The sequence below is a fragment of the Actinoplanes sp. KI2 genome, from assembly GCF_025630775.1.
Classification (GTDB): Bacteria; Actinomycetota; Actinomycetes; order Mycobacteriales; family Micromonosporaceae; genus Actinoplanes.
On the sequence record NZ_JAOSZE010000042.1, the window covers coordinates 33,620 to 50,143 of the forward strand.

Sequence of the window (16,524 nt, forward strand, 5' to 3'; positions counted from 1 at the left end):
TCAGGCGGCGACGGCGTTGCGGCGCCGGCCCGCCGAGAGCACGTTCAGCACCAGGGCGCCGAGGGCCACCACGGCGAGCAGCGCCAGGCCCAGCGCGTACGAGTGGTAGCTGCCGTAGATGGAGCCCATCACCAGCGGCGGGACGAAGCCGCCGAGGCCGCCGGCCGCGCCGACCACGCCGGTGACCGAGCCGACCTGGCTGGCCGGGGCCCGCTGCGCGACCAGGGCGAAGATGGCGCCGCTGGCGGTGCCCAGCGCGGCCGCCATGCCGAGGAACGCGACGGTGCCCACCGGGGCGAGGCCGGGGGTGAAGGCCTGCACGACGGCGCCGGTGATCACGAGGGCGAAGGTGACGGCGAGCACCCGGCTCGGGGCGATCCGGTCGGCGAGCCAGCCGCCGATCGGGCGCATCACGACCGCCAGCAGCACGAAACCGGCCATCCGGTTCGCGGCGTCGGCCTGGGCCAGCCCGTACGCGTTCTTCAGGTAGGCCGGCAGGTAGACGGAGAAGGCGACGTAGCCGCCGAACGCGACCGCGTACAGGGCGGCGGCCTGCCAGGTGATCGGCAGCCGGAGGGTGGCGCGCAGCCGCTGTGCCAGCGGGGTGGACGGCACGACCCGGTTCGGCGCGTCGCGCAGCACCAGCCAGGCGACGACGGCGTAGACGGCCAGCACGGTCGCGGTGATCAGGAACGGGGTCTGCATGCTGTGCGCCTTGACCAGCTTGACCGTGGTCAGGGCGCTGATCGCGGTGCCGCCCATGCCCATGCCGAAGATGCCGACCGCGAAGCCGCGCCGCTCCGGCGGGAACCAGGCGTTGACGAACGGCACGCCGACCGCGAACGCGGTGCCGCCGATGCCGAGGAAGAACCCGCCGACCAGGATCGCCGGCAGCGAGGTGTGGCCGACCAGGCCGAGGTAGAGCACCGGCACGATGGTGGCCAGCGAGACCAGCGGGAACATGATCCGCCCACCGAACCGGTCGGTCAGCGCGCCGATCGGGATGCGCCCGAGCGAGCCGACCACGACCGGCACCGCGACCAGCAGCGACTGCTGGAACGAGCTCAGGTGCAGGGTGGTGGTGAACTTCGTGGCCAGCGGGCTGAGCAGCGCCCAGGCCCAGAAGTTGACGGCGAAGCCGATCGTCGCCAGCGCGAGCATCACGCCGGGGCGAACCCCGGTACGCACCGGCTGGGCCTGGGTTGTGCTCATGTCGCTCTCCACCGTTCGAGGGGTCGGGTGTTCCGTCACCAGGATTGATCGGTGCAACGGCGGGCGACAGGGACCTTGGTCCCGGCCTGATCGGGACCCATGGCGGGTCTTGCGGGCGGCGCCGCTCAGGTAAGGACCAAAGGCCCGGGTGCGCCGCCGGGCCCGAGGTTAGCCTCCCCTTGCCTGAGGAGGTGTCGATGACCGAAACGCTCGCTGACGTGCCACCGGGCGGCCGGGCCCGGGTGCTCGCCGTGGTGGCGGAGGACGCCGGGGCCGCGGCCCGGCTGGCGGATCTCGGGTTCACCGCGGGGACCGTGGTGGGCGTGGTGCGGCGGGCGCCGCTGCGTGACCCGGTGCTCTATCGGGTCAAGGACTACGAGGTGTGTCTGCGCCGGGCGCAGGCGGCGTGCGTACGGGTCGTCGAGGTCGAGCGGTGACCACGGGCTGCCACGGCGGGGGCACCGGGACGGTCGTGGGCCGGGACGCGCGGATCGCCCTGGTCGGCGCGCCGAACGCGGGCAAGACCAGCATCTTCAACGCGCTGACCGGTCTGCGCGGCCGGACCGGCAACTATCCCGGCGTGACGGTCGCCCGCTTCGTCGGCGGTTTCCGGCTGGGTGCGGACCGGTTCGTCGTCGAGGACCTGCCCGGCACGTACGGGCTGCGCCCGGTCAGCCCGGACGAGCAGATCCTGGTCGACGTCCTGGACGGCCGGAGCGACGGCGTGGACCGGCCCGACGCGCTGCTGGTGGTGGTCGACGCGACCACGTTGCGCCGGTCGCTCGGCTTCGTGTGCCAGGTGCTCGGCAAGGGACTGCCGGCCGCTCTGGTGGTCACCTTCACCGACGAGCTGGCCCGCCGCCAGGGCAGCCTGGACGTCGACGCGCTGGCCGAGGCGCTCGGGATCCCGGTGCTGCCGGTGATCGGGCACCGCCGGCACGGGATGGCGAGGCTGGGCGAGGCGCTGGCCGGCTGGCAGCGGTGGCCCAGGCCGGTCCTGGCGCCACCGGACGATCCGGCGGAGCGGGACGCCTGGGCCGAGTCGGTGCTCGGCTACGCCGGCTACCGCGCGCCGCAGCAGCATCGGATGACCCGGCGGGTCGACGCCGTCCTGCTCCACCCGGTGTGCGGCACCCTGGTGTTCTTCGCGGTGATGGTGCTGTTCTTCCAGACGCTGTTCACGCTGGCCGCTCCGCTGCAGGGCGCGGTGGAGGCCGGCTTCGGCCGGCTCGCGGCCCTGACCGCCGAGCACGTCGGGAACCCCTGGGCGGCGTCCCTGCTGGGCGACGCGCTGATCGGCGGCGTGGGCGGCGTGCTGGCCTTCGTCCCGCAGATCATGCTGCTGTTCCTGCTGATCTCCCTGCTGGAAGGGGTCGGCTACCTGTCGCGGGCGGCGTTCCTGATGGACCGGGTGATGGCCGCCGCCGGGCTGGAGGGCCGCGCCTTCGTCGCCCTGCTGTCGTCGTTCGCCTGCGCGATCCCCGGCATCATGGCCACCCGCACGCTGCCGTCGGCGCGGGACCGGCTCGCCACCATGATGGCCGCCCCACTGATCACCTGTTCCGCGCGGCTGCCGGTCTACACCCTGCTGATCGGGCTGCTGGTCGACCCGTCCGCGCGGATCGGGCCGTTCGGCACGCAGGGACTGGTCGTGTTCGGCATGTACCTGCTCGGCGCGGTCTCGGCGATGCTCGCGGCCTGGGCATTCAAGAAGATCGGCCACCGGCGGGACCCGCTGATGCCGTTCTCCATGGAGATGCCGCCGTACCGGATGCCCGGGATCCGATCGGTCCTGATCGCGGTGTGGGGCTCGGCCAAGTCGTTCCTGACCAAGTGCTCGACCATCATCGTGGCCACCACGATCGGGCTGTGGCTGCTGCTGAACCTGCCGGTGCACTCGGCCGCCGAGCTGCACGCGGCGTCCGTGGCGACCGGCGACCCGGCCGCGGTGGCCGCGTACACCGCCGACCACAGCTACGCGGCCGGCCTCGGCCGGCTCGTCGAGCCGGTGTTCGAGCCGCTGGGCTTCGACTGGCGCATCAACGTCGGCGTCCTGTCGGCCCAGTCGGCCCGGGAGACGTTCGTGGCGACCCTCGGCCAGGTCGCCGCCACCCAGGATCCCGCCGACCCGGCCGCGGCGCTGCACGCCATGACCTATGCGGACGGCCCGCGCGCCGGGCAGCGGGTGTTCACCCCGCCCACGGTCGCCGCGCTGCTGGTGTACTTCGCCTTCGCCCTGCAGTGCATGGCCACCGTCGGCGTGCTGCGGCGCGAGACCGGCGGCTGGCGGTGGCCGGCGATCGCGTTCGGCTATCTCACCCTCACCGCCTGGGTCATGGCCCTGCTGGCACACACCCTCACCGGCCTGCTGACCGGGTGATCCGATGACCGTTGCGCTGCATCCCCAGGCCTGTCCGGGCGAACCGGACCGGCTGCGCTGGATCGTTCCGGCCGGCACGCTGACCGTGACCGGCGTGGCCGTCGCCGTGCCGGACCCGCTGGCGGCGCTGCTGGCCGACGGCACGCTCGCCGAGATCGCGGTGGAGCCGTCCGCGGTGCTGACCCGGCTGGGCCCCGGACGCGGCTGGGCGGTGGACGGCCCCCGCGTCCGCACCGCCCTGCACGCCGCGCTCGAACGCTCCGACGCCTGGGCGGTCGCGCCGACGCTCGACCGTGGCTTCGACGCACTGCTCGCCGCCGAGGTGCGCAAGCTGCTCGACGGTGCAGCCGGAGAGTTCGCCCGTTCGCACGGGGGCGGGATCGAGCTGCTCGACGTGCACGACGGCGTGGTGACCGTGCGCCTGGCCGGCGCATGCCACGGCTGCCCGGCCGCCCGCATCACCCTGCACCAGCGGCTGGAACGCGAGCTACGGCGACGCTGCCCAGCGGTGCGGGCAGTCGTCGCCGGGCCTCATCGCGACCGCTCGGAGGGCGCCGGGTGGCGGGCGGCGTCGCGGACGGCCACCGGGGCCGGTGGCGGGGTCGGCGCCGGGGCGCGGCGGGCGCGGTAGAGCACGTACGGACGCCACAGGTAGGCCAGCGGCGCCGACCAGACGTGCACCAGCCGGGTGAACGGCCACAGTGCCAGGAAGAGGAAGCCGCCGATCGCGTGCAGCCGGTAGACCAGCGGCGCGCCGGTCATCAGCTCGGTGTGCGGCCGGAACCAGAAGATGCCGCGGAACCAGACGGCGATCGTCTCGCGGTAGTCGTATCCGCCGCCCAGCAGGTTCTTGCCGACGGTGGCGGCCATGCCCAGCACCACCATGGCCGCCAGGAACACGTACAGGATCCGGTCCATCGTGGTGGTGGCCCGGCGCACCCGGCCGCTGACGAAGCGGCGCGCGATGAGCAGCGCCAGCCCGGCGACCAGCATGACCCCGGTGACCGTGCCGGCCGACACCGAGACGAAGTGGTAGAGGCCCTCGGGGACGCCGGCCTTCTCGGTGAGCCACGCGGGGATCAGCAGACCCATCGCGTGCCCGCCGATGACGCCGAAGGCGCCCAGGTGGAACAGCGGCGAGCCGAGCCGCAGCAGCCGGTTCTCCAGCAGCTGGCTGGTGTGGGTGGTCCAGCCGAACTGGTCGTGCCGCCACCGCCAGATGTGCCCGGCCACGAAGACCGTCAGGCAGGCGTACGGCAGCACGACCCAGAGCAGGATGTTCATCGTCCGGCCTCCACGACCGAGCAGGTGGGATAGGGAGCGAGGCCGATGCTCTCCAGGCCGACCGTCTCCACCGGCGGCCCGTCGGCGGCGAGCGCGGCGACGGCGGCCCGGTCGTCGTCGCCGAGGTCGGGCAGCACCGCGCAGACCGCGTCGAGCAGCAGCCGGTACGGCGTGCCCGACTCGGCTAGCGCCGCCCGGAGCAGCTCGAGGCCCTGCCGATGCTGGCGCAGGGGCGCCTCGCCGTCGCCCGGTCCGGCCGTGGCCGCGAACTCGAGGACCACCGGCAGCAGGTCGGGCAGTTCGCCGCCGGTGATTCGCAGCCCGTGCGCGCGGTACCGCTGCTTGAGGATCAGCAGTGCCATCCCGCGTTTGCGGGTGTCGCCGTGCAGGTAGTAGGTGAGGTAGAGGCCGGATCGGCGGCGCAGGTCGAAGGTCCGCACGTACTCGCGCTGGACCTCGATGGCCGGCGTGGCGAGCAGCCAGTCGAGAAAGGCGACGACCTGTTCGCGTACGCCGTCCGGCTCGATCTCCGCCGCGGCGGCCCGCAGTTCGGGGGCCGCTGCCAGCAACTCGTCGTCGGGGTAGGTGAGCAGCAGCGAGGCGAGCCGGAACAGTCGCGCCCTCATGACGGGCTGCCCACCCGCTCCACCGGGCAGGCGTCGTGCCCGGCGGCCTGCGAGTCGAGGATGGCGGCGTCCCGGGCGTGCGCGGCCGGGATCACGTACCGCTCGTCGTACTTGGCGATCGCCAGCAGCCGGTACATCGCCTCGACCTGCTCGGCGGTCATCCCGACCCGGTCGAGCAGGTCCTGCGCGACGGTGCCGTCCAGGGTGCGGGCCCGCATGTACGAGCGCATCGCGGCCAGTTTCATCAGCACCCCGGCGACCGCGTCCACATCGCCCGCGGTGAACAGCTCGGCCAGGTACTCGACCGGGATGCGCAGCTCCCGGATGGTGTGGAAGACCTCGTCCGCGTCGGTGTCGTCGCGCCCGGCGGCCCCCGCGGCGTCGAGCACCGGGGACAGCGGCGGCACGTACCAGACCATCGGCAGCGTGCGGTACTCCGGGTGCAGCGGCAGCGCGATCTTGTACTCGCTGATCAGCTTGCGGATCGGGGAGCGTTGCGCCGCCGAGATCCACTCGTCCGGCATGCCGGCGTCGCGGGCCGCGCGCTCGACCGCCGGGTCGTGCGGGTCGAGGAAGACGGCGCGCTGGGCGTCCAGCAGATCGTGCTCGTCCTCGACCGACGCGGCGGCCAGCACGGCGTCCTCGTCGTACAGGATCAGGCCCAGATAGCGCAGGCGGCCGACGCAGGTCTCCGCGCAGATGGTCGGCAGCCCGGCCTCGATCCGCGGGAAGCAGAGCGTGCACTTCTCGGCCTTGCCGGTGGCGTGGTTGACGTAGACCTTCTTGTACGGGCACGCCGACACGCACATCCGCCAGCCCCGACAGCGATCCTGGTCGACCAGGACGATGCCGTCCTCGGCGCGCTTGTACATGGCGCCGGACGGGCAGGCCGAGACGCAGGCCGGGTTGAGGCAGTGCTCGCAGATGCGCGGCAGGTGGAACATGAACGTCTTCTCGAACTCGAACTTCACCTTGGTGGCCATCTTGGTGAGGTTCGGGTCGTCCAGGCCGGACTGTCCGCCGAGCGAGTCCTCCCAGTTCGCGCCCCAGGTGACGGCCATCGGCTCGCCGGTCAGCGCCGAGCGGGGCCGCTTGACCGGCGTGTCGGTGAGCCCGGCCGGCGCGTTGACCAGGATGTCCTTGTCGAAGGTGGCCGGCTCGTAGTAGTCGTCGAGCGAGGGCAGGTCGGGGTTCGCGAAGATCCGGCTGAGCCGTTTCGCGCGGCCGCCCGAGCGCAGCGTCAGGCGCCCCTTGCGGTCCAGGACCCAGCCGCCCTTCCAGCGCTCCTGGTCCTCGTAGTGCTTCGGGTAGCCGATGCCGGGCTTGGTCTCGACGTTGTTGAACCAGACGTACTCGGTGCCCTCCCGGTTGGTCCAGGTCTGCTTGCAGGTCACCGAGCAGGTGTGGCAACCGATGCACTTGTCGAGGTTCATCACCATCGCCATCTGCGCGCGGATGCGCATCAGTACTCCACCTCCTGGGTGCGGCGGCGGATCACGGTGATCTCGTCGCGCTGGCTGCCGATCGGGCCGTAGTAGTTGAAGGCGTACGTGAACTGCGCGTGCCCACCGGCCAGGTGGGTCGGCTTGATCAGCAGCCGGGTCATCGAGTTGTGGTAGCCGCCTCGTTTACCGGACTTCTCGGCCTTGGGGACGTTCACCGTGCGCTCGGGGGAGTGGTACTGGAACACCGTGCCCTCCGGCATCCGGTGGCTGACCACGGCGCGGGCCACCACGACCCCGTTGCGGTTGTGCGCCTCGATCCAGTCGTTGTCCCGTACGCCGATCTTGGCGGCGTCCTCGATGCTCATCCAGATCACCGGCCCGCCCCGGGACAGCGCGAGCATCAGCTCGTTGTCGTGGTACATCGAGTGGATCGACCACTTCGCGTGCGGGGTCAGGAACCGGACGGTCACGCCGCCGTCGACCGCGTCGCCCGGCCGGCCGAAGTGCCGCGCCATGTTCAGCGGCGGCCGGAACGCCGGCAGCTGCTCGCCCAGCTCGGCCACCCAGTCGTGCTCGACGAAGAAGTGCTGCCGGCCGCTGATCGTGTGCCACGGCTTGAGCCGCTCCACATTGAGCGTGAACGGCGAGTACCGCCGGCCGCCCTTCTCCGAGCCGGACCATTCCGGGCTGGTGAACACCGGCTGCGGCGCATCCTGGGTCGCCGAGTAGGTGATCCGGTCGTCCTCGTGCCCGGCGATCAGGTCGGCGAACGGCTGCCCGGTCCGCTTCTCCAGCGCGGCGAAACCGGCCGCGGCGACCCGCCCGTTGGTCGTGCCGGACAGCGCGAGGATCGCCTCGCACATCCGGTCGGCGGTCGCCAGCGAGGGCCGGCCGTCGATCACCCCGTTCTGGTGCCGCAGGTACTCGATCTCACGCGTGACGTCGACGGTGATCGCCTTGGTCGTGGTGCCCAGGGTGTCGAGCAGCGGCCCGACCGTACGCATCTTCTTACCGATCAGGGTGTAGTCCCGCTCGATCTCGACCAGCTTCGGCATGGTCCGGCCGGGCACCGGCTCGCACTCGCCGAACCGCCAGTCCCGGACCCGTCCGCTCGGCGTCGCCAGCTCGTCCGGGGTGTCGTGCTGCAGCGGGACGGCGAGCACGTCGCGGCGTACGCCGAGGTGCTCCACCGCCAGCTCGCTGACCTTGTCGGCGAGGGCGAGGAACGCGTCGTAGTCGGTGTGCGCGTCGCCGGGCGGCGGCACGGCCGGGCTGAACGCGTGCACGAACGGGTGCATGTCGGTGGTGGAGATGTCGTTCTTCTCGTACCAGGTGGCCGCCGGCAGCACGACGTCGGAGTGCAGACCGGTGTTGGTCATCCGGAAGTCGATCGTGGTGAGCAGGTCGAGCTTGCCGGTCGGGGCCTCGTCGCGCCACGCCACGTCGCGCGGCCGGTGGTCCGGGTCGCACTCGCCGGCGGTGGCGCTGCCCTCGACGCCGAGCAGGTGGCGCATGAAGTACTCGTTGCCCTTGCCGGACGAGCCCAGCAGGTTGCACCGCCACAGGGTCAGGCAGCGCGGGAACGCGGCCGGGTCGTCCGGGTCCTCGGCGACCGACCGGAGCGTGCCGTCACGCAGGCCGGCGACGATGTAGTCGGCCACCGGCACCCCGGCCGCGGCGGCCTCGTCGGTCAGGTCGAGCGGGTTGCGGTTGAAGAACGGGTGGCCCGGGGTCCAGCCCATGCGCTGCGCGGCGGCGACGGTGTCGGCGAACGCCATGCCGGCGAACCGGCCGGTGCCCAGCGGCGAGGACAGCTCATCGGCCGGCACCCGCTCGTAGCGCCACTGGTCGGTGTGCAGGTACCAGAACGGGGTGCTCGCCTGGTGGCGCATCGGCCGCTGCCAGTCGAACGCGAACGACATGTGCTGTTGGCCGGTCACCGGGCGGGCCTTCTCCTGCCCGACGTAGTGCGCCCAGCCGCCGCCGTTGACGCCCTGGCAGCCGGTGAGCGTCACCAGCGCGATGAAGGCGCGGTAGGTCATGTCGGAGTGGAACCACTGGTTCGCGCCGGCGCCCAGCACGATCATCGAGCGGCCCCGGCTGCGCTCGGCGTTGCGGGCGAACTCGCGGCCGATCCGGGCGGCGAGCGCGGCCGGCACCCCGGTGATCCGCTCCTGCCAGGCGGGTGTGTTGAGGTCGTCGTCGTAGCCGGGCAGGTCGCCGCGCCGCACCCCGTACTGCGCCATGACCAGGTCGAAGACCGTGGTGACCAGATGCTCGCCGATCCGCCGCACGCGCACGCCACGCCGGACGGTGGAGCCGCCCTCGGTCTCGCCGACGTCGAAGCGCGCCAGCTCCACCTCGGCGGTCTCGTCCGACTCGATCCCCAGGGCCGGGACGACGTCGCCGAGGTCCAGATTCCAGCGGCCCGGCTCGCCGTACCGGAAGCCCAGCGAGCCGTTCGGGACCACCGGCTCGCCCGTGCGCTCGTCGATCAGGACCGTCTTGTGCGCACCGTCCTGCGCCCCGAGATCCGCGGCGGTGAGGAAGCGGTCGGCCTTGCCGTCGACCAGTGTCACCAGGAACGGCAGATCCGTGTATTGCCGGGCGTAGTCCAGAAAATAGGGCACCTGGCGGTCGCGGAAGAACTCGGTCAGGATCACGTGGCCCATCGCCATCGCCAGCGCGCCGTCGGTGCCCGGGTGCGGCGCGAGCCAGTCGTCGGCGAACTTGACGTTGTCGGCATAGTCCGGGCTGACCGCCACCACCTTCGTGCCCTTGTAGCGGGCCTCGGCCAGGAAGTGCGCGTCCGGGGTGCGGGTCACCGGGATGTTCGAGCCCCACATCATCAGGTACGTGGCGTTCCACCAGTCGCCCGCCTCCGGTACGTCGGTCTGGTCGCCCCAGACCTGCGGGGAGGCGATCGGCAGGTCCGCGTACCAGTCGTAGAAGCTCAGCAGCGTGCCGCCGAGCAGCGCGTGGTAGCGGGTGCCGGCGGCGAACGACGCCATCGACATCGCCGGGATCGGGGAGAAGCCGACAACCCGGTCCGGCCCGTACGTCTTGGTGGTGTAGACGTGCGCCGCCGCGATCATCTCGATCGCCTCGTCCCAGCTCGACCGGACGAAGCCACCGCGGCCGCGCTGCGCCTTGTACGCCTGCGCCTTCAGCGGCGTCTCGACGATCTCGGCCCACGCGAGCACCGGGTCGTTCAGGCGCTGCCGCGCCTCGCGGTACATCTCGGCCAGAACACCGCGCACGTACGGGTGCCGCACCCGCGACGGCGAGTACTCGTACCAGGAGAAGGACGCGCCGCGCGGGCAGCCCCGCGGCTCGTAGTCCGGCGAGTCCGGGCCGGTGGTCGGGTAGTCGGTGGCCTGGTGCTCCCAGGTGATCAGGTCGTCCTTGACGAACACGTTCCACGAGCACGAGCCGGTGCAGTTGACCCCGTGCGTGGACCGGACCACCCGGTCGTAGCGCCAGCGGTCCCGGTAGAACGCGTCCCAGTCGCCGGAGTCCACCTGATGCAGGGTGCGGCCGTGGTCACCGACGGTCTCCCGGGTCAGGAATCGGCGGGCCGCGAGAAGCGGCGCGGTGCCGGGGACGTGGTCGGTGGCGGGCCCCGTGGGGTGGTGTGTTGGCACGATCCCAAGGCTTGCCGATCAAAGGGCGAGTTTCAGGTGGCCGTGGTCCCCCATCGCGCGGGACCAAGGTCCCGAATCGGGGCGGGGACTTCGACCCTGGCCGCACCCGGTAACGCGTCGGCAGGATGCGGGCATGACGCTGGCCGCGCAGGAACACCCCACGTCCACATCGCTCGACTGGGCCGCGGCCCGGCTGCTGGCGTACACGCTGGCGACGCCCGGCCCGGCCGAGGTGGTGCCGTTGGCCGAGGCCGCCGGGCGGACGCTCGCCGCGCCGCTGGCCGCGGTGGTGCCGCTGCCCGGCTTCGACAACGCGGCGATGGACGGCTACGCCGTGCGCGGGCCGGCGCCGTGGCGGGTCGCCGGCCGGATCCTGGCCGGCCACGCTGTGCTGCCCGAACCGCTCGCTGACGGCGCCGCCGTCGAGATCGCCACCGGGGCGCCGGTGCCGCCCGGAACCGACCGGGTGGTGCCCTATGAGGACGCCGGGCGCGACGGCGACCGGGTGTGGGGCGCGGACGGTCCCCGCCGCCACATCCGGTGGCAGGGCGAGTACGCCCGGCCGGGTCAGCAGCTGCTGCCGGCCGGGGCGATCGTCACGCCGCCGGTGCTCGGCCTCGCGGCGAGCGTGGGCCTCGACGCGGTCGCGGCCTGTCCCCGGCCGCGGGTGCGGCTGCTGGTCAGCGGCAGCGAACTGGTCGTGTCCGGCCCGCCGCCGTGGGGCCGGGTCCGGGACGCGATCGGCCCGATGCTGGTGCCGCTGCTCACCTCGTGGGGTGCGGACCTGCCGGCCACCCGGATGGTCGACGACGACGCCGACGAGTTCGCCGACGCCGTGGCCGCGTGCGCCGGCGACGCGGAGCTGACCGTGGTGTGCGGTGCCTCGTCCGTCGGTCCGGCCGACGGGTTGCACCGGGCGCTCGACCGGCTCGGCGCCGTGGTGCACGTGGACGGCGTCGCCTGCCGGCCCGGGCATCCGCAGGTGCTGGCCCGGCACGGCGAGGGCTGGATCGTGGGCCTGCCGGGCAACCCGTACGCCGCGCTGGTCGCCGCGTTCACCCTGGTGGAGCCGCTGCTGGCCGGGCTGGCCGGGCGAGCGCCGGCGACACCGGTCCGTGCACCGCTGGTCGAGCCGGTGCCGCCGGACGCGCGGCGCACCCGGATCCTGCCGGTGCGCCGTGCCGGCGACGGATTCCGGCCGGTCGGCGGCGGGCAGCCGGGCTACCTTGGCGGGGCCGCCGGCGCGGACGGTTTCGCGGTGCTGCCGCCCGGCCCGGTCGCGGGCCCCGTCGAGATCCTGCGCCTGCCGTGGCCGACGGCTACGGCCGATCCGTGGCAGTGAACAGCGGTGTGCTCAGGTAGCGCTCGCCGGTGTCGGGCAGGATGACGACCACGGTCTGCCGGGCGTGCTCCGGCCGGGCCGCGATCGCCGCGGCCGCGTGCAGGGCGGCGCCGCCGGAGACCCCGGCGAGGATGCCCTCGGTGCGGGCCAGTCGGCGGGCCGCCGCCCGGGCCTGCTCGACATCGACGCGCACGACCTCGTCGTACACAGTTGGGTCGAGCACCTCCGGGACGAAGCCCGCGCCGATGCCCTGGATCCCGTGCGGGCCGGGCGCACCGCCGGACAGGACCGGTGACTCGGCCGGCTCGACCGCGTAGACCCGCAGGCCCGGCTTCTTCTCCCGGAGCACCTGCCCGACGCCGGTCAGGGTGCCGCCGGTGCCGACCCCGCCGACCAGCACGTCGACCGCGCCGTCGGTGTCGTTCCAGATCTCGCACGCGGTCGTGCGGCGGTGCGCGTCCGGGTTGGCCGGGTTGTCGAACTGCCGGGGCATGAACGCCCGGCGCTCGTCGGCGATCTCGAGGGCGCGGTCGAGGGCGCCGCGCATGCCCTCGGCCGCGGGCGTCAGGACCACTTCGACGCCGTACGCGGCGAGCAGCGCCCGTCGCTCGGCGCTCATGCTCTCCGGCATGGTCAGCGTCAGCCGGTAGCCGCGGGCGGCCGCGACCATGGCCAGGCCGATGCCGGTGTTGCCGCTGGTCGCCTCCACGATGGGCACGCCCGGCCGCAGCTGTTCGGTGGCCTCGGCGGCCTCGATCATGGCGAGCGCGATGCGGTCCTTCACGCTGCCGCCGGGGTTGGCGGACTCCAGCTTGGCCAGCAGCAGGGCCGGCAGGCCGGGCTCGAAGCGGGCGAGCCGCACCAGCGGCGTACGTCCGATCAGTTCGGTGATGTCGAGGTAGACCATGCGAATCTCCCAGGTACAGGCAGGGCTGCGGGCGCGCGCAGCCGCGTGCCCGCCGGGACGTCGGAAAGGACGAGGCACAGCGCGCCGATCTCGGCGTCGTCGCCGATCCGCACCGGACCCAGCACGGTGGCGCCGACGCCGAGCACGACCCGGTCGCCCACGGTGGGGTGCCGCCGGCTGCCCTTCGGATCGCGGCGCCAGCCCCGGCCGCCGAGCGTGACCTGGTGGTACATGGTCACGTCGTCGCCGATCCGGGCGGTCTCGCCGATGACGACCCCGGCGCCGTGGTCGATGAACAGTCGTCGGCCGACGACGGCGCCGGGGTGGATCTCGATGCCGGTCACCTGCCGGATCGCCTGCGAGAGGAGTCGCGGCAGCAGCGGCACACCCCAGCGGTGCAGCCGATGGGCGATCCGGTGGCCCCACACCGCCCAGAGGCCCGGGTAGAGCAGGACCTCGACGCGGTGGATGCCGTACAGGGCGGGGTCGCGCCGCAGGGCGGCGCGGATGTCGTCCATGATCGGGAACGCTAGGCGAGCACAGGCGGCGCGATCAGGGTCGAACGGCCCCTAGTTTTGACGTCAATTGACGTCGTAACGTCGGAGACGTGGAAACGGGTAGTGGGCCGAGCGGCGAGACGATCGACACCCCGCGGTATCGGGCTCTCGGGTCGGCGAGCCGCGTGACGATCCTGCGACTGGTGCGCGACGCGGCCGGCGGGCTGACGGCCGCCGACGTGGCCGAGGCCACCGGGCAGCATCTGTCCACGACCCGCGCCCACCTGGAGCGTCTGGTCGAGGCCGGCCTGCTGGTCAAGGCGCGCGCCAGCGGCGGGCAGCCCGGCCGGCCCGCGTGGCGGTACCGGGCGACCGCCACCGATCCGGCGCCCGCGCCGTACCGGGCGCTCGCCGCCGCCCTGCTCGAGCACCTGCCCCGCCGGGGCGGCGACGTCCGGGCCGCGGCGATCCGCGTCGGCCGCGACTGGGGACGGCAGCTCGCGGCGACCGCACCGGCCGACGACGATCCCCTCACCACGGTGACCGCCGTCCTGAGCGGACTGGGCTTCAACCCGGAGCGCCGGCCGGCCCGGCCGGACGCCGCCGACGTCGAGGTGCACCTGCGGACCTGCCCGTTCCTCGACCTGGTCGGGCAGAACCCGGACGCGATGTGTGGCCTGCACGCCGGCGTCGTGCGGGGCGTCCTGGAGAGCCGCGGCGCCACCGGCGAGGGCGCCGTGCTGGAGCCGTTCGGCGCGCCGCACGCCTGTGTCGTCCGCCTGCCGGCGTTCCGGGGACGTCCGAGGTGACCGCGCGATGAGCGCTCCCGCCGCGGTGGCCCGCCGCCGTGCCGTCCGGCAGTTCGTGCCCCCGCAGCACGGTGCCTGGGCGATGCTGCTGCTGCCGTACCTGGCCGGGGTGCTCGCGGCCGGGTTCCGATGGCCGGACCTGCCGCTGCTCGGCGCCTGGCTGAGCGGGTACCTGCTGTCCTACTTCGCCCTGCAGGCGGTCAAGACCCGTCGCCCGCAACGCTTCCGCGAGCCGTTGTTCTGGTACGCCCCGATCACCGCCGCGCTCAGCCTCGCCGTCGTCGTGGCTCGCCCCCGGGTGCTGCTGTTCGCGCCGGTGTTCGCCGTGTTGCTGGCGGTCAACGCCTGGTACGCCGCGCGCCGCCGGGACCGCGCCCTGGTCAACGACCTGGCCCTGGTCGTGCAGAGCTGCCTGATGGTGTTCGTGGTGGCCGTCGTGGCGGGGCAGCCGCCGGGCCGGGTCCTCACCCCGTTCCTGGTCGTCCTGCTCTACTTCGCCGGCACGGTGCTCTACGTCAAGACGATGATCCGGGAGCGGGGGAGCCGGGCGTACCGGCGTGCGTCGATGGCCTTCCACCTGTTCGCGTTGGTCGTGGCGGCCGCGCTGGGTCCGGTCCCGGCGGTGGTGTTCGCCCTGCTGCTGGCGCGGGCGTGGCTGGCGCCGGGGCGCGGGCTCACCCCGAAGCAGGTGGGCCTCGCGGAGATCGTGGCGAGCGCGCTCGTGCTGATCGCCGCGGTCGTCTGACCGGCGACCCGGGCCGGGAAGCGCTTCCCCGGATCACTTGACTGCCGCCCGGCGAAGGCGTTACATGCTGTGGGAGAGCGCTCTCTTTTCATCCCCAGCGTCGCCGGCGCACCCCGGTGCCGGCGGCGAACGACGCATCGGGCCAGTTCCCCGGCCCGGGCACTGCCGTCCGTACGTGCCCTCGGCCCTGGCTCGGCGCATCCCTCACCCCAGGGAGTTTCCGCATGCCACGAATCACCGGATCACCAGGGCGTCGACTGTGGATCGCGGCGGCGACCGCGGCCACCACCGCCGGGCTGCTCGCGGTCACCGCCACCGCGCACGCCGCCGACCTCAGCACCGCCCCGGCCGCGCCCGTCGCCGCCGCGGCGCCGGCCGCGCTTCCCGCGCCACCGGCCGGCTTCACCCAGACCTGGGCGGACGACTTCACCGGCGCGTCCGGCACCGGCGTGAACACCGGCACCTGGAAGTACGACACCGGGCCGGGCAGCAGCTTCGGCACCGGCGAGATCGAGACGATGACCAACAGCACGGCCAACGTCTTCCAGGACGGCGCCGGCCACCTCGTGCTGCGGGCCCTGCACAGCGGCTCCGCCCCGCGCTCGGGCTGGACGTCCGGCCGCATCGAGACCCAGGCGGCCACCTTCGGCGCGGCGCCCGGCGGTGTCGTGCGGATGGAGTCGCGCCTGCAGCAGCCCAACGTGACCACCGCGAACGGGGCCGGTTACTGGCCCGCCTTCTGGATGCTCGGCAGCACGCTGCGGACCGGCACGTCGTGGCCGACCAGCGGCGAGGTCGACATCCTCGAGGACATCAACGGCCGCAGTTCGGTCTTCGGCACGCTGCACTGTGGCACCAACCCGGGCGGCCCGTGCAACGAGTCCACCGGGCTCGGCAGCGGCGAGCGCGCCTGCTCCGGCTGCCAGACCGGCTATCACAACTACGCGGTCGAGATCGACCGGTCGAAGTCGCCGGAGGAGATCCGCTGGTACCTCGACGGCGCCAACTACTTCACCCTGCCCGCCACCCGGGTCGACGCGACGACCTGGGCGAACGCGGTCGACCACCCGTTCTTCATCATCTACGACCTGGCGATGGGCGGCGGGTTCCCGGACGCGTTCGGCGGCGGCCCCACCGCCGCGACGGTCTCCGGCGGCCAGATGAACGTCGACTGGGTCGCCGTCTACAACAAGGGTCCGGGCAGCACCACGCCCCCGCCCGGCGGCACGAACCTCGCGCAGGGCAGGCCGACCACCGCGTCGTCGACCGAGAACGGCTCGTTCCCGGCGTCGGCGGCCACCGACGGCAACACCGGCACCCGCTGGTCCAGCGCCTTCAGCGACCCGCAGTGGCTGCGCGTCGACCTGGGCGCGACGCACACCATCACGCAGGTGGGGCTGAACTGGGAAGCGGCGTACGGGAAAGCCTTCCAGATCCAGACGTCCACCGACGGAAACAATTGGACGACGATCTACTCCACCACCACCGGGACGGGCGGCAACCAGACGCTCAACGTCTCAGGCTCCGGCCGCTACGTGCGGATGAACGGCACGCAGCGGGGCACGCAGTACGGCTACTCGCTCTGGGAGTTCCAGGTCTACGGGTCCTGACCCGGTGAAACCTTGCTGCTGCG

General features: G+C 73.1%; 12 protein-coding genes and 2 pseudogenes. 7 read left to right on the forward strand and 7 right to left on the reverse strand.

Going from position 1 to position 16,524, the window contains the following annotated elements; translation table 11 throughout:
- Positions 1-1,212 carry a nitrate/nitrite transporter gene (locus ODJ79_RS35660; RefSeq protein ID WP_263028069.1) on the reverse strand — a complete coding sequence of 404 codons (1,212 nt, stop codon included), beginning with the start codon at positions 1,210-1,212 and terminating at the stop codon, positions 1-3.
- 197 nt (positions 1,213-1,409) lie between these two features.
- Here ODJ79_RS35660 and ODJ79_RS35665 point away from each other — a divergent pair, with 197 nt between their 5' ends.
- From ODJ79_RS35665 to ODJ79_RS35675, 3 genes and pseudogenes are all read left to right on the forward strand, one after another.
- Positions 1,410-1,649, forward strand: a complete 240-nt coding sequence (locus tag ODJ79_RS35665; protein ID WP_263028070.1) for a ferrous iron transport protein A — start codon at positions 1,410-1,412, stop codon at positions 1,647-1,649.
- On the forward strand, positions 1,646-3,592 hold the full coding sequence (gene feoB, locus ODJ79_RS35670; RefSeq protein WP_263028071.1) for a ferrous iron transporter B: 1,947 nt from the start codon (positions 1,646-1,648) through the stop codon (positions 3,590-3,592). The genes ODJ79_RS35665 and feoB overlap by 4 nt, the downstream gene beginning before the upstream one ends.
- 4 nt (positions 3,593-3,596) lie before the next feature.
- Positions 3,597-4,130 (forward strand): annotated as a pseudogene (locus ODJ79_RS35675) (NifU family protein); the annotation flags it as partial.
- Here ODJ79_RS35675 and narI read toward each other — a convergent pair.
- The 4 genes and pseudogenes from narI to ODJ79_RS35695 all read right to left on the reverse strand — a co-directional run bounded on the left by narI (position 4,124) and on the right by ODJ79_RS35695 (position 10,591).
- Complete coding sequence (gene narI, locus ODJ79_RS35680) at positions 4,124-4,876, reverse strand: respiratory nitrate reductase subunit gamma (protein ID WP_263028073.1); 753 nt, start codon at positions 4,874-4,876, stop codon at positions 4,124-4,126. The pseudogene ODJ79_RS35675 and the gene narI sit on opposite strands and share 7 nt — an antisense overlap.
- Positions 4,873-5,502 (reverse strand): nitrate reductase molybdenum cofactor assembly chaperone, encoded by a 630-nt coding sequence (gene narJ / locus ODJ79_RS35685; protein ID WP_263028074.1) that lies wholly within the window; start codon positions 5,500-5,502, stop codon positions 4,873-4,875. The genes narI and narJ overlap by 4 nt, the downstream gene beginning before the upstream one ends.
- Positions 5,503-5,504: 2 nt before the next feature.
- Positions 5,505-6,965 (reverse strand): annotated as a pseudogene (gene narH, locus ODJ79_RS35690) (nitrate reductase subunit beta); the annotation flags it as partial.
- Positions 6,965-10,591, reverse strand: coding sequence for a nitrate reductase subunit alpha (locus ODJ79_RS35695; protein WP_411267405.1), 3,627 nt, complete (start codon positions 10,589-10,591; stop codon positions 6,965-6,967). The gene ODJ79_RS35695 and the pseudogene narH, both read right to left, overlap by 1 nt.
- A gap of 133 nt (positions 10,592-10,724) precedes the next feature.
- On the opposite strand from ODJ79_RS35695, the gene ODJ79_RS35700 reads away from it, so the two are divergent.
- On the forward strand, positions 10,725-11,933 hold the full coding sequence (locus tag ODJ79_RS35700) for a molybdopterin molybdotransferase MoeA (protein WP_263028075.1): 1,209 nt from the start codon (positions 10,725-10,727) through the stop codon (positions 11,931-11,933).
- Here ODJ79_RS35700 and cysK read toward each other — a convergent pair.
- Positions 11,911-12,840, reverse strand: coding sequence for a cysteine synthase A (gene cysK, locus ODJ79_RS35705; RefSeq protein WP_263028076.1), 930 nt, complete (start codon positions 12,838-12,840; stop codon positions 11,911-11,913). The genes ODJ79_RS35700 and cysK overlap by 23 nt on opposite strands.
- The gene (gene epsC, locus ODJ79_RS35710) at positions 12,813-13,358 is read right to left on the reverse strand and encodes a serine O-acetyltransferase EpsC (protein ID WP_263028077.1); all 546 of its coding nucleotides are present in this window, start codon (positions 13,356-13,358) and stop codon (positions 12,813-12,815) included. The genes cysK and epsC overlap by 28 nt, the downstream gene beginning before the upstream one ends.
- Positions 13,359-13,447: 89 nt before the next feature.
- Between epsC and ODJ79_RS35715 the strand changes: the two genes are divergently transcribed.
- The 3 genes from ODJ79_RS35715 to ODJ79_RS35725 all read left to right on the forward strand — a co-directional run bounded on the left by ODJ79_RS35715 (position 13,448) and on the right by ODJ79_RS35725 (position 16,501).
- The gene (locus ODJ79_RS35715) at positions 13,448-14,146 is read left to right on the forward strand and encodes a helix-turn-helix transcriptional regulator (protein ID WP_263028078.1); all 699 of its coding nucleotides are present in this window, start codon (positions 13,448-13,450) and stop codon (positions 14,144-14,146) included.
- A 7-nt stretch (positions 14,147-14,153) separates the two neighbouring features.
- A complete protein-coding gene (locus ODJ79_RS35720) occupies positions 14,154-14,891 on the forward strand; it encodes a YwiC-like family protein (RefSeq protein WP_263028079.1) in 738 nt (245 codons plus the stop codon).
- Between the two features lie 224 nt (positions 14,892-15,115).
- Complete coding sequence (locus ODJ79_RS35725) at positions 15,116-16,501, forward strand: discoidin domain-containing protein (protein WP_263028080.1); 1,386 nt, start codon at positions 15,116-15,118, stop codon at positions 16,499-16,501.
- Positions 16,502-16,524 lie beyond the last annotated feature (23 nt).